General features: G+C 62.9%; 11 protein-coding genes. 4 read left to right on the forward strand and 7 right to left on the reverse strand.

The features are described from left to right. The first annotated feature begins 47 nt into the window (after positions 1-47). The 3 genes from V1290_RS17370 to V1290_RS17380 all read left to right on the forward strand — a co-directional run bounded on the left by V1290_RS17370 (position 48) and on the right by V1290_RS17380 (position 4,961). Positions 48-767 (forward strand): GntR family transcriptional regulator, encoded by a 720-nt coding sequence (locus tag V1290_RS17370; protein WP_334365542.1) that lies wholly within the window; start codon positions 48-50, stop codon positions 765-767. A gap of 195 nt (positions 768-962) precedes the next feature. Then, positions 963-1,400 carry a response regulator gene (locus tag V1290_RS17375; protein ID WP_334365543.1) on the forward strand — a complete coding sequence of 146 codons (438 nt, stop codon included), beginning with the start codon at positions 963-965 and terminating at the stop codon, positions 1,398-1,400. 57 nt (positions 1,401-1,457) lie between these two features. Further along, entirely contained in the window at positions 1,458-4,961 is a 3,504-nt protein-coding gene (locus V1290_RS17380) for a PAS domain S-box protein (protein ID WP_334365544.1), read from the forward strand. A 91-nt stretch (positions 4,962-5,052) separates the two neighbouring features. Here the strand turns inward: V1290_RS17380 and V1290_RS17385 are convergent, their stop codons facing one another. From V1290_RS17385 to V1290_RS17415, 7 genes are all read right to left on the reverse strand, one after another. Beyond that, the gene (locus V1290_RS17385; RefSeq protein WP_057841383.1) at positions 5,053-5,694 is read right to left on the reverse strand and encodes a response regulator transcription factor; all 642 of its coding nucleotides are present in this window, start codon (positions 5,692-5,694) and stop codon (positions 5,053-5,055) included. Between the two features lie 343 nt (positions 5,695-6,037). Beyond that, positions 6,038-6,361 (reverse strand): PilZ domain-containing protein, encoded by a 324-nt coding sequence (locus tag V1290_RS17390; protein ID WP_334365545.1) that lies wholly within the window; start codon positions 6,359-6,361, stop codon positions 6,038-6,040. Positions 6,362-6,364: 3 nt separating this feature from the next. Continuing rightward, on the reverse strand, positions 6,365-7,237 hold the full coding sequence (locus V1290_RS17395) for a CheR family methyltransferase (RefSeq protein ID WP_334365546.1): 873 nt from the start codon (positions 7,235-7,237) through the stop codon (positions 6,365-6,367). Positions 7,238-7,266: 29 nt separating this feature from the next. Continuing rightward, on the reverse strand, positions 7,267-7,656 hold the full coding sequence (locus V1290_RS17400; RefSeq protein WP_334365547.1) for a response regulator: 390 nt from the start codon (positions 7,654-7,656) through the stop codon (positions 7,267-7,269). 24 nt (positions 7,657-7,680) lie between these two features. Beyond that, the gene (locus V1290_RS17405) at positions 7,681-8,154 is read right to left on the reverse strand and encodes a chemotaxis protein CheW (protein WP_334365548.1); all 474 of its coding nucleotides are present in this window, start codon (positions 8,152-8,154) and stop codon (positions 7,681-7,683) included. Between the two features lie 34 nt (positions 8,155-8,188). After that, a complete protein-coding gene (locus tag V1290_RS17410) occupies positions 8,189-10,897 on the reverse strand; it encodes a hybrid sensor histidine kinase/response regulator (protein ID WP_334365549.1) in 2,709 nt (902 codons plus the stop codon). Between the two features lie 253 nt (positions 10,898-11,150). After that, entirely contained in the window at positions 11,151-13,430 is a 2,280-nt protein-coding gene (locus V1290_RS17415; RefSeq protein ID WP_334365550.1) for a DUF1522 domain-containing protein, read from the reverse strand. Here V1290_RS17415 and V1290_RS17420 point away from each other — a divergent pair. Beyond that, positions 13,420-13,581, forward strand: a complete 162-nt coding sequence (locus V1290_RS17420; RefSeq protein WP_334365551.1) for a hypothetical protein — start codon at positions 13,420-13,422, stop codon at positions 13,579-13,581. The genes V1290_RS17415 and V1290_RS17420 overlap by 11 nt on opposite strands. The last annotated feature ends 55 nt before the right edge of the window (positions 13,582-13,636 follow it).

The raw sequence follows: 13,636 nt of genomic DNA on the forward strand, positions 1-13,636 counted from the left end.
TGTATTAGTGCATTTGAAGCAAGCGCCTTCTGAGGCCGATTCGTTCGATGGCTGCATCCCAGATCGTTTCCCGCCGGACCGTTCCGCGCTCCGCCGATCGGCTCGATCGCGATCGTCAGGCCGCGCCGCAGGTGTTCGAGCGCCTGCGCGGCATGATCATTTCGCTGGAGCTGCCGCCGGGATCGCCGCTATCGCGCGCTGCGCTGGCCGGGCAATTCGGGGTGAGTTCGACACCGATCCGAGATGCGCTGATGCGGCTCGAGGAGGAAGGGCTGGTCGACGTCTTTCCGCAATATGCCACGGTGGTCAGCCGGGTCGACGTGCGGCTGGCGCAGCAGGCGCATTTCCTGCGGCAGGCGGTCGAGCTCGAAATTGTCCGCATGCTGGCAATGCGCCATGACGAAGCCTTGGCGGCCGAGCTCCATGCGACCATCGTCCGCCAACAGCAATTCGCGAAAGCCGGCGACTTCGAAAAATTCATGGCCGCCGACAACGAGTTCCATGCCCAGCTCTACGCCGCCACCGACAAGCAGGACATCTGGTCGCTGGTGCGCAGCCGCAGCGGACATATCGACCGGCTGCGCCGGTTGCATCTGCCCTCCCCCGGCAAGGCGCAGGATATCCTGCGCCATCACAAGCTGATTGCAAAAGCGATCGAGGCCGGCCAACCCGAAGAGGCGCAGAAGCACCTGCGTACCCATTTGTCGGGAACACTGAGCGAACTCGACCAAATTCGCTCGCGCTATCCGGAATATCTCAGCAACTGACTGCTGCGACATCAGGAATCACGCTCGCAGGCGCGAGGTTCCGAATCTGCTTGCCATACCGGCATTTTGCGCCGGCTTTTTTGACCGCCCAACCGGAACGTTCCTGCCGGGGGAGCAGTTGCGGCAATACGAGGATTCGGCAAAACTCGCAGCCTGCCGTGACTTGATTCCAGCGGGGCCGGATAACCTTTCAATTTGGCAAAGATTCTCGTCGTGGATGACGATGTGGCGGTCCAGATGACCGTCCGCCTGCTGCTGGAGCGCGCCGGGCATAGCGTGGTCACCGCCGGTGACGGGCGACACGGCCTCGCATTGTGCCAGAGCGGCGATTTCGATTTGCTGTTCCTCGACATTTTTATGCCTGGAATGGACGGATTTGAAACCATGCGGATGGTTCGCCAACAGCGGCCGCACATGCCGATCATTGTCATCTCCGGCCGGCCGATCTCGCCCGAAGCGGAATCGGCGCCCGACTTCCTGACCATGGCGACCAAGCTCGGGGCGATTTCCAGTCTGCAGAAGCCGTTCCGGCCGGCCGACCTTCTGGCTGCCGTCACGGGCTGCCTGGAAGCCGTTGAACGTGGCTCGCCGCCACGCCCCGCGGTGTTGCGTCCTGCCCGTAATGCGCCATAGCATCCGATTCGTCCGGTGGATTGCTGGATTGGAGCGGGAGGGCGAGCGAACACCGACATGACGCTCACAACCAGGCTAGCCATCGCGATGATTGCGTTGGTCGCGATCGCGGTTACCGCGGTCGGATGGCTGAGCTATCACAACCTGGAACAGGCGCTCCTGCAGCGTGCCCGCGACCGCATCGAGACGCATTCACGGCAGCTTGCGACCGATCTGGAATATTACGCGGCGAGCGCGACCGGAGATGTTGCTGGCTTTCGCTCGGCGGTGGCGTTGCACGGACTGGTCCGCGCCCGCCAGGCGGGCGGCATCGATCCGGTCGATGGCGTCTCCGAAAAGATCTGGCGCGACCGGATAGCGTCACGTTTCGCTGCGGAACTTGAAGCCAAGCCGACATACGCGATGTTTCGAATTGTCGGCCTCGACGACGACGGCCGCGAGCTGGTCCGCGTCGACCGCAATGGACCGAACGGCACGGTTCGGATCGTCCCTGAAGCGGGCCTGCAGAAGCGAGGCGATCGCGGCTATTTCCAGGAAACGATCCGGCTCGGTCCTAAACAGCTCTACGTCTCGCCGCTCGATCTCGGCCGCTTCAACGGTCTGATCGAAGAGGTGCACCGGCCGACAGTCCGCGTCGCGACGCCGATTTTCACGACCGACGGCAAGCCGTTCGGAATTTTCATGATCAATGTCGACATGCGGCGCGCGTTCGACCGTATCAGAGCATCGGCGTGGCCGGGCGAGACGATCTACGTCGTCAACCGGCAGGGCGACTATCTCATTCACCCCGACCGGTCGCGCGAATTCGGCTTGTTGCTCGGCAAACCCAACGACTGGAAAGCTGACTTCCCGCATCTGGCGTCGCAGGCCGGAGCAAAACAAGGTAGCGCCGAAATCGTTGCGGACCAGGCTGGGCGATCCAACGGTGTCGCGTTTGCTCCCGCCGTCCTGGCCGGTTCCGAATGGGTTGGGGTCATCGAGACCGCCCCGAACGCTGTGATCATGGCGCCGGCAGCAAGCATCCAAAATACCTCGTTTCTGGTCGGGGCGATCGCGGTGTTGTGCGCAGCAGTGCTGGCGCTGCTGATCGCGAGGTCGCTGGCCCGGCCGATCGTCCGGCTGACCGAAGCCGTTCAGGGCGTGGCTAAAGGGAAGGCGGCCATCCCGGTCGATGCGCGCGGCGAGACCGGCGTGCTCGCGCGGGCGTTTGCGCACGCGATCGAGGAGATCAATGCAAAAACCGCAGCGCTCCAACAGGAGGTCGAGGAGCATCGCCGCACCGTAGCTGCGCGCGATCATCACGCGGAACGGGAACGGCTGTTCAGCGCAGCGGTCGAATCCTCCAGTGACGCCATCGTCACGACGTCGCTCAATGGCACGATCACCGGCTGGAATTCGGCCGCGGAGCGGCTGTACGGGTACACGGCTGCGGAAACTGTGGGCAAGAGCATCACCCTTGTCGTTCCGATGGACCGGCTGCCCGAGTTGCATGACACGTTACGCCGGATCGGCTCGGGCGAACGGATCGAGCAACATGAAACCGTCCGCCTGAAAAAAGATGGCAGCCGGATCGAAGTCTCGCTCAGCGTCTCCCCAATCAAGGCCCCCTCAGGCGCGACCATCGGCATCTCGAAGGTGGCACGCGACATCACCGAAACCAACAAGACCAGGCAGGTGCTGCGGCAACAGACCGAAGAGCTTCGCCGCATCTTCGAGACCTCGCAGGATCTGATCATGGTGATGGATTCCCGAGGATTCCTGGTTCAGATCAGCCCGAGCTGCGAGGCCATATTGGGTTATCGGCCGGAAGAAATGATCGGACGCAGCGGCGAGGATTTCATCCACACCGACCACCTCGAGACCTCGCGTCGGGAAATGCGTGCAGCACGGCGCGGGCTGCGCCCGAAGATGTCCGATACCCGCTGCATTCACAAGGACGGACGAGAGGTGTGGTTGTCATGGCTCGGGACATGGTCCGAGCCGGTCAAGCGCTTCTTCTTCGTCGGCCGCGACATGACCGAGGGCCGGTTGGCGCAAGAGACGTTGCGCGAAAGCGAACAGCTCGCGCGCGGCATCATCGACACCGCGCTCGATGCCTTCGTGCAGATGGACGATCAGGGCATCGTCACCGACTGGAACTCGCAGGCGGAGAAGATATTCGGCTGGTCGCGCGCGGAGGCGATCGGCACCAAACTGAGCGAGCTGATCATTCCCGATGTCCATCGCGCCGCGCACAAGGCCGGCCTGGAGCGGTTTCTGCGCACCGGCGAGGCCGCCATCCTCGACCGCCGCTTCGAAATCGAGGCGATGCGGCGAGATGGAAAGGAAATCAAGGTCGAGCTCAGCATTACCGCGCTTCGGCGACGCAACGGATTCGTGTTCAACGGCTTCATGCGCGATCTCACCGACAGGATCGCGGCCGAGGACAGGATCCGGCAGGCCGAGAAGATGGAGGCGATGGGACAGCTCACCGGCGGCATCGCGCACGACTTCAACAATATCCTGACGGTGATCACCGGAACGATCGAAATTCTGGCCGACGCCGTCAAGGGCGAACCGCAGCTTGCCGCCATCACGCGAATGATCGACGAGGCGGCCTCACGCGGCGCCGACCTCACCCAGCACCTGCTCGCCTTCGCGCGCAAGCAGCCGCTGGAGCCGAAGGTAACCGACGTCAACACGCTGATCATCGACACCGCGAAACTGCTGCAGCGGACGCTCGGCGAGCATGTCGAGATCGAATCCGTGTTCGAAGACGAAACGTGCGCTGCGATCGTCGATCCCAATCAACTCGCCACCGCGATCCTCAATCTGGCCCTAAACGCCCGCGACGCGATGCCCGATGGCGGCAAGCTCATCATCGAAACCGGCTTCGTCATGCTCGACGACAATTATGCGAGGATGCACAGCGACGTCCGGCCCGGTCGCTACGCCATGATTGGGGTGAGCGATACCGGAACCGGCATTCCGACTGCGATGCTCGACAAGGTATTCAATCCGTTCTTCACCTCGAAGGGGCCCGGCAAAGGTACCGGCCTCGGGCTGAGCATGGTGTACGGCTTCATCAAACAATCGGCCGGCCACGTCATGATCTACAGCGAAGAAGGCCATGGCACGACGATCAAGATGTATCTGCCGCCGGCCACGGGCGCATTGCCGGCGGCCGAGGCTACACTGGCGCCGGCTGTCGAGAGCGGCCATGAAACAATTCTGGTAGTGGAGGACGACAAGCTGGTGCGCGACTATGTGCTGGCGCAACTGCATTCACTCGGTTACGTCACGCTGGATGCGGCGAACGCCACTGAAGCCCTCGCGTTGGTCCATACCGGCCGTCCGTTTGATCTGCTGTTCACCGACGTGATCATGCCCGGCATGAACGGCCGCCAGCTCGCCGACGAGATAGCGAAGGCCAGGCCCGGACTAAGGGTACTGTTCACCTCGGGCTATACCGAGAATGCCATCATTCATCACGGGCGACTCGACGAAGGCGTATTGCTGCTCGCCAAGCCCTATCGGAAATCGGATATGGCGATGATGATCCGCAAAGCGCTCGCCGATTGATCGCAACGGTGGCACCTGCATCCAGCGCAAGGCTACGGTGGATCCGGCCTGCGATCAGCCTTGACCAGCCTTGGATCAGACCAGCCTTGGATCAGATCTGGCCCTGTCGCTGGGTGGTCATCACGATGCGAACCAGATCGGCGGCATTCCGCGCGCCGAGTTTCTTCATGATATTGGCGCGGTGGTCCTCAATCGTGCGCGGGCTGATCCCGAGATGCCGCCCTGCTTCCTTGTTGGAAGCGCCGGCGGTGAACTGCTCCAGCACCTCGCGTTCGCGTCGCGTGAGCGGTTCCCGTCCCGGAAAATGCAGGGCCGCGATGCGCGACGACGTACTTTGCGCCTGCCGGCGAGCATAGGCCTCGATCGCCTCATCGAGTCTTGCCACGATTTCGCTGCCGCGAAACGGCTTTTCGATGAAGTCCAGCGCGCCGTTCTTGATGGCGCTGACCGCCATGGCGATATCGCCCTGCCCCGAGACCATGAAGATCGGTGCAGGGTAGTCCTCACCATGAAGCTCTTTCAGAATATCGAGGCCGGACTTACCGGGGATATGCACGTCGAGCAGGATGCAGGCTGGCGTCCGTGTTCGTGCAATCGCCAGCAGCGCGGCGCCGTCGGCGAAACAGATGACCTGATAGCCGGCTGCCGACAGCACCATCGAAAGCGTGTCGCGAACGGCTGGATCGTCATCGACTACGAAAATTTCCCCGCGGGAGGGGGCTTTTTCAGCCATGTTCCATCGTCCATGCGTGGTTGAATGTGACGCACACTCGGATAACGGTATTGAACTTCATACCGGACCGTATTTGTACGGGACCGCGGCTTAACGCACAAGTAGCAACGCATCAACTTGGTCGAACACGTCCAGAACAGCCTGCGACTGATTGAACAAATGATTGGAAGTTTCGCCCGGCGCTCCCGAGAGTTCCATCAACGTCATCGTGCTTGACGACGTATCTCCCCGCTACACAAAGGCGGCAGGCACCGCCTATCGCGACCTCGGACAATACGGATCGAAACTGCTGACCAAATCGTCTGCGCTCTCCGGGGCCTTTGGCCCCGCAGAGCCATCCGCTTCAGCTCATCGCCTCTTCGGATTTTGACGACGCGCCTGACTTTTTCTTGCTGTGCTTGCCTCTCAGGAAGCGGATGTCCATTTCCGTGCCGTTGACACGAACGAGCTCGCACCGGCGATAGGCGAGGCCGGTCGACGACAGCAGCAGGAAGAACTCCTTGAGATTGAGGCCTTGAATGGAGCCTTCCACAGTCAGTTCGGCGTCGGTGTCCGAGATCGCGTTGAGCTGGCAGTCCCTGCGCCAGGTCCCGTCAATCGCCATGATGCAGACATCATAGCCGCGGCTGAATGTAACCCGCTCCGTGCCTTTGCCGTCCTCTGTCATCGCTCACCGTCCCGCCATTGCCGCGATTTTTGGCATTGCCGCTGCGCCCTGCGGAGATGCGGCACGCGCGCCGCTCGGCCGATAGAGGCCGCGCCTGTCCGGGAACGGCTTGAAGACATCAGTCAGGCCGACGACCGTTTCCGCCGCGCCCAGCACCAGGAAGCCATCGCCTTCCATTGTCTTGGCGAGGCGGCCAAAGATATTGATCTTGGTCTCCTGATCGAAATAGATCAGGACGTTCCGGCAGAAGATGACGTCGAAAGTGCCGAACTGGGAGAAATCGTGCAGCAGATTGAGCTGGCGATGCTGCACCATGCCGCGCAGTTCCGGACTGATCTGCCACAGTTCGCCGTTCTGCTTGAAATATTTGACGAGAAGCTGAATCGGAAGGCCGCGCTGGACCTCGAACTGGCTGTAGACGCCCGACTTCGATTTTTCGAGCACTTCCTGCGACAGGTCGGTCGCGATGATCTCGATCCGCCAGCCGGCAAGCGCCGCGCCCATTTCCTTCAGCGACATGGCAAGCGAATACGGCTCCTGGCCGGTCGAGCCGGCGGCACACCATATCCTGATGCTCCTGCGGCTGGCGCGCGCCTTCAACAGCTCCGGCATGATCGTATCGCGGAAGTGTTCGAAGGGCACCTTGTCGCGAAAGAAGAAGGTCTCGTTGGTGGTCATGGCCTCGACCACCTGGACGGTGATCGATGACGATCCGCCCTTCATTTTCTGCACGAGTTCGCCGATGCCCGACACACCGCATTTGCGCGAGAGCGGAAGCAGGCGGCTTTCGATCAGGTATTGCTTGTCTGCGGACAGGTCGAGACCGGAATGATCCTTCAGGAGCTTGCGCAGATACTCATAGTCTGGCGGGGTCACGGGAGCCTCTCAAGGACAAGCGATAAGATTTAGATCGGGCTCTGTTCCGAGAGCGCGACCAGGCCGACTTCCTGGAATTTTGCCGCGACGATGTCCTTGTCGAACGGCTTCATGATGTATTCATTAGCGCCGGCATGCAGCGCACGAGAAATATGATCCATGCCGTTCTCGGTGGTGCAGAACACCACCTTGGGCGCGTCGCCGCCGGGCAGGCGGCGCAGATGGCCGAGGAATTCGTAGCCGTCCATGACCGGCATATTCCAGTCGAGCAGAACTGCCGTGGGCATGGCATTCTTGCAGGCTTCAAGCGCCTGCTCGCCGTCCTCGGCTTCAGTAATTTGGAAGTCCAGCTCTTCCAGGATGCGGCGCGCGATCTTTCGCACGACGCTGGAGTCATCGACGACAAGACAGGTTTTCATCTCGGCCTCCTTGCTTGACGAGCGCTACGCTGCGAGGGTTGTTTTCGGCATGATTTCGAGAACGCGATCGACGTCGAGGACGACCATGAGCTGGCCGTCGAGGCGGTGCACGCCGCCGGCGAGCTTGGCGAAGCGGGGGTCGAGGTTGACGGGGTTTTCCTCGCGGCCATTGTCGGGCAGCCGCAGCACCTCGCCGATCTGGTCGATCAACAGGCCGTAGGACTCGCCGCGCAAGTCGACGCCGACCGCCATCGGCGGCTTGCCGTCGTCGTTCTTCGGCAAGCCGAGCCGGGCGCGCATGTCGACCACGGTGACGATGCGGCCGCGCAGATTGAGCACGCCGGCGATCTCGGCGGAGGACAGCGGCACCCGCGTCAGCCGTTCCGGCATGAACACGTCCTGGACGCGGGAGATCGGCAGGCCGAACAATTGCCCGCCGATCACGGCGGTGACGTATTCGGCCACGGTGCCCTCGATGGTCTCGGTCTTGGTTGTCATGGTCTAACTTCCTTAATGCCCCGGCCAGGCTTGCTTAGGCCGCGCGCCGGGTCTCGGCGGTCTGTTCCTTCAGCGCCGCGATCAGGCCGGGGCGGTCGAACTTGGCGACGTAGTCGTGGAAGCCGGCCTGCCGGCCGCGCTCGATCGCCGCCGGCGACACCAGCGAGGACAGCGCGATGATCGGCAGCGTGCCCAGATTGTTGTCGGCGCGGATGACTTCCGCGAACTCGAAGCCGTTCATGTCGGGCATCTCGATGTCGGTCAGCACCACGTCGAAGGTCTGGCCCGAGCGCAGCGCCGAGAGCCCCTCCTGGGCGTTGACGGCGACCCGCACCTTGTAGCCGGCGGCTTTCAAGACCGGCGCCAGCATGTTGCGGAAGAAGGCGGAGTCGTCGACCAAGAGCACCGATTGCGCGGTCGAGGAGGCCCGCATCTCCTTGCGCGAGAACCAGTCGGCAAACGCCATCGGCAGGAAGTGGCCGACGTCGATCACCTCGGTGGCCTGGCCCTTGATCACGGCGGAACCCAGAATGCCGTCCTGCTGGCCGGCGACCTCGATGTGCAGCCGCTCCTCGACGATGTCGATGATCTCGTCGACCACGAGCCCCATCGAGCGGCCGTCGTCGGCGAACACCAGGATCGGCTGCGCGCCGGTGCTCTGGACCGTGACGCCGGCCATCTGCACCAGCGGCATGAGCTGGTCGCGGTACTGCACCATGTAGCGGCCGTTGGAGAGCTCGATCTTGTCGGTGGCGATCTCTTCCAGCCGGGTGACGAGGCCGAGCGGCACCGCCTTGGGCTGCGAGGAGCCGGCGCGGAACACGAGCAGCGAGGTGAGCTGCTCGCCGGACATGGCATGCGCCGCGGAGGCCTCGTCGGCCATCTCATGGGCCGAGGCGCCGGAGGCGCCGAGCGCCTTGGCAATCCCGTTGGGGTCGATGATCATGATCACGGCGCCATCGCCCAGAATGGTGTTGCCGGAGAACATGTCGATGTGCCGCAGCTTGGTCGACATCGGCTTGACCACGATTTCTTCGGTGTGAAACACGCCGTCGACCACGATGCCGAAGGTCTGGCTGCCGACCTGCGTCACCACGATGAAGCCGTTCTCGGGGTCGCTGGACGAGCCGTCGTCGATCTTCAACAGCTTCTTCAGGTGCATCAGCGGCAACAGCTTGTTGCGCAACCGCAAGACCGCGGTGTCCTTGATGCGCTCGATGCGGTGTTCGGAGTTGGCGCGGGCGCGCACCAGCTCGACCACCGACAATTGCGGGATCGCAAAGCGGTCGCCGGCGGCTTCCACGATCAGGGCCGAGACGATCGCCAGGGTCAGCGGGATCTTGATGGTGACGGAAGAACCTTCGCCGGCCACGCTCTTGATGTCGATGGTGCCGCCGATCTGGTCGATATTGGTGCGCACCACGTCCATGCCGACCCCGCGGCCGGAGACCGAGGTGACGGCGGCGGCGGTGGAGAAGCCCGGCGCGAAGATGAACTTGTGGATCTGGGCTTCGGTCATCTTCTCCAGTTCGGCCTCGGTGACGAGACCGTTCTGCAGCGCTTTGGCCTTGATCCGCTCGGTGTTCAGCCCGCGGCCATTGTCGGCGATGCAGATGATGATGTGGCCGCCCTCGTGGTAGGCGGACAGCCGGATCGTGCCCTGCTCGCCCTTGCCGGCGGCGAGCCGCTCGGCCGGGGTCTCCAGGCCGTGGTCGGCGGAGTTGCGCACCATGTGCGTCAACGGATCCTTGATCAAATCGAGCACCTGGCGGTCGAGTTCGGTGTCGGCGCCGTGCATCTCGAGTTCGATCTGCTTGCCGAGTTCGCCGGAGAGGTCGCGCACGATGCGCGGCAGCTTCTGCCAGGCATTGCCGATCGGCTGCATCCGCGTCTTCATGACGCCTTCCTGCAGCTCGGCGGTGACGTTGGAGAGCCGCTGCAGCGGCACCTTGAACTCGGTGTCCTCGTTGCGGCGGGAGATTTCCAGGAGCTGGTTGCGGGTCAAGACCAGCTCGGAAACCATCGTCATCAGATGTTCGAGGGTGTCGACGTTGACGCGGATCGACTGGTTGGCGACCTTGTCGGCGACCTCGCCGTCGACTTCGACGGCAGCGGCGCGCTTGGCCGGTTTTGCCTTTACTTCCCTGGCCTCCGGCGCCGGCGCAGCCTTGGCGACGGGAACCGGCGCGGCTTCGGTCGCGGTCTCGCGGAAGGCGCGCTCGAGGTCGTCGAGCGAGACTTCGCCCGGACGCAACGGGCGTTCCAGCACCTGCTCGACCAGCGTGCCCTTGGTCATCGCGGGCGCAACCGGCGGCGCCGCCACGACAGGCGCGGGCACGGGCTCAGGCGGCGCTGCCGCCGCATGGTGACCGCCTTCGGCCATCGCATGCAGCTTCTCGATCAGGTCTTCGTCGGTGCCCTCGGGCTCGGTCTCGGTGGCTTCGAGACCTGCAAGGATCTCCTTGATGCGGTCGATGCTCGACAGGATCAGCGTCACGGCTTCGGCCTTGACCGGCATGCCGTCGCGGAACTTGCCCATCAAGGTCTCGCCGGCATGGGCCAGTGCTTCCAGTCGCGGCAGGCCCAGGAAACCGCAGGTGCCCTTGATGGTGTGGACCAGGCGGAAGATGTTATCCAGAATCTTCGCGTCGCTCGGGTCCTGCTCGAACCGCACCAACTGATTGTCGACCGTATCCAGGCTCTCGCTGGTCTCCGTCAGGAACTCCCGCAACAGATCATCCATATGAGCACGCCCTCTAAATCAGATACTGGCCTTCTGTAGAAATAACCCTTCGGTTTTCACGGCTGCGTTAATTTCACCGTCCGTGCTAATACGGATATGGTGAATAATTTCGTGAGCTGTGCGTTTGCGGTGATGCGACTGCGCGATCGAGAGACGATCGACGACGCGCATCCCGTGCGGGATAACAATATTGAACGCTCATAAAAAAACGGCGGGGAGATCCCCGCCGTTTTGATCTTGTATTTGCCGCTTATTAGCGGAGCAACTGCAGCACGCTCTGCTGGCTCTGGTTGGCCAGCGCCAGCGCGGACACCGCGATCGACTGGCGGGTCGACAGCGCCTGGCTGTTCGCCGCTTCCTCGTTGGTGTCGGCCAGCGTCAGGTTCGACGAGCCGGTCTGCAGCACGTTGATCAGGTTCTTCGAGAAGTCCTGACGGATCTGCACGATCGACAGGTTCGAACCCAGGGCAGAAGCCTGGGAGCGCAGCAGGGTCGAGGCCGAACTCAGGTTGGCAATGACCTTGTTGGTGGCGGAGTTGTCGATGAAGTCGACGCCGCTCGTCAGGTTCGCCAGACCGAGACCGGCGGCATCGAAGTTGACGCCGGTGATGCTCAGGGTCGACTTGCCGGTCTCGTTGAACGTCAGCTTGAGCTGATCGCCGCCGAGCAGGTTGACGCCGTTGAACGACGCGTCCGCTGCGGTGGTGGTGATCTGGGCCAGGATGCCATTGAACTGGTTGACCAGACCGCTGCGAACCGTCTGCGCCGCATTATCGACGACGGGAGCCGACGCGGTGGTGAAGCTGATCGCGCTGGTGAGCGTGCCGCCGATAGCACCACCCGATGTCGCCGAACCGATGGTGGTCGACGCATAGTCGTTGGTGGCCGAGATCGTCAGCTTGCCGGTCGAGTCCAGCGTCGCACTGAGGTTGTTAGCCAGCAGCGCGGCGTTGAGCTGGTCGAGCGTCTTGACCGTGCCGTTGGAGCCGTCGCCGAAGGTGACGTTGACCGCCGTGCCGCCATTGAAGGAGGTGAAGGACAAGGTCTTCCCGGCGACGCCGCCAGCGAGAGCAGTACGGGTGGCCTCGAAGCTCGTAGCCGTGCCCTGGTTGCCGCCGAGGCCGAGCGCGGAGAGCGCATTGCCCGTGCCGGTGATGTTGAGGTCCGAGGCAGTGCCGGTGCTGATCTGCAGCTGGCCGTTGGCGGCGATCGAGGAGGCTGTCACACCTTGTGCGGTCGACAGCGTCGCGGTGCCGCCTGCGTTGACGGTCGTCTTGACGCCGGTCGCCAGGTCGATGGCGTTTAGCACGTCAGAGATCGCCGCGCCCTGCAGGTAGACGGTCGAGTTACCGGCGCCATCGGTCACGATGTTGCCGCTGACGCCGGAGCCGGCCGGGACGGCCGCTGCGGCAGGCGCCTTCGCCGACGTAAAGGTGATGGTCCTGCCGTTGACGTTGAGCGTCGAGCCGTCCTGCACCAGGTTGGCCGTCGTGTTCGAGCTGGTCACGCTGCCCACCGTGACGGTGCCGGTGCTGGAACCGGTCGCGCTGGTCAAGCCGAAGAACTTCAGAATGTCGTTGGCGCCGGTGATAGTGGTGGTGCCGCCGCCTGTGGACGAGATCGCCAGTTCGCCTGCCGCGGTGACGCTGCTGGCCTGGGTGTTCGAAGCCGTCGTATATGCCGCCACACCGGCGGTGTTGACTGAGGTCTTGACGCCACTGGCAAGGTCGATCGCGTTCAGGATGTCGCCAACGGTCGTGGCGCTGGTCGCGGCGGTGCCGAGATGAACGGTCGAATTGCCGTTGCCGTCGTTCACGACGTTGCCGAGCACACCCGAACCGGCGGGGAGAGTGGCGGCAGCGGGGGTAGCCGTTGCCGAGAACGTAATCGTCTTGCCATTAACGGTGATGCTCTTGCCGGCCAGGCCGGTCGCCGCAACGGTATCAGCAAGGGCGTCCGACGCAACGGCGGAAGTCGCAGCAATCACGGTCGCGGAGGTGATCGCGGCCGGCGTCGAGTTGTTGTTCAGCTTAACACCGAACGCAGTCGATCCGCCGACACCGCCGATCAGAGCTGTAGAGCCTGCTGCAGTGGTGCCACCCGCGGCACCAGTATAGAGCACGTTGCTGCTCGCGGTCGCATTGGTGTAGCTGTTGGTGCCGCGCAGGTCGGTGGCGGTGGCGCCGGCGATCGTCGCCGACACGTTCGACTTGGTGGAGTAACCAACCGCGCTCTGCAGCGCCTGGTTGGCGATCGACTTTGCGGTATCGACCAGCTTCTGCAGCGAGGTGATGCCGGTGTTGGCGGCCTGCAGCACCTGCACGCCGTTGCCGATGCCGTCGAGGAGGTTGTTGATGTCACCGGCGCGCGAATCGAGCGACTGCGCGGTGAAGAAGTTCGTGGGATTGTCGAGGGCCGTGTTGACCTTCTTGCCGGTGGCAAGGCGGTTCTGCGTGGTGGCGAGCAGATCAGCGGTCGACTGGAGGGAGAGGAGGTTCTGGCGAACCGACGCGGAGAGGACAATGCCTGACATGTCTATTTCCTTCTGGTTTCGAAGCCATTTCTTTGGCCATGCCAGCAATACAGAGCGAGATTTAACAATGCCTCAACTTGGCGGCTCTGATTTGCAGCAATCGGACACTGAACTGCCGATGGTTAAAGCTGAGCTAAGCAGCAAACCGTAAAAGTACGGTTAAGTGGCCGTGACCGCGGCTTGCAAAAATTCTGGCGATTGCTGCG

This window comes from Bradyrhizobium sp. AZCC 1578 (genome assembly GCF_036924675.1).
Lineage (GTDB): Bacteria > Pseudomonadota > Alphaproteobacteria > Rhizobiales > Xanthobacteraceae > Bradyrhizobium.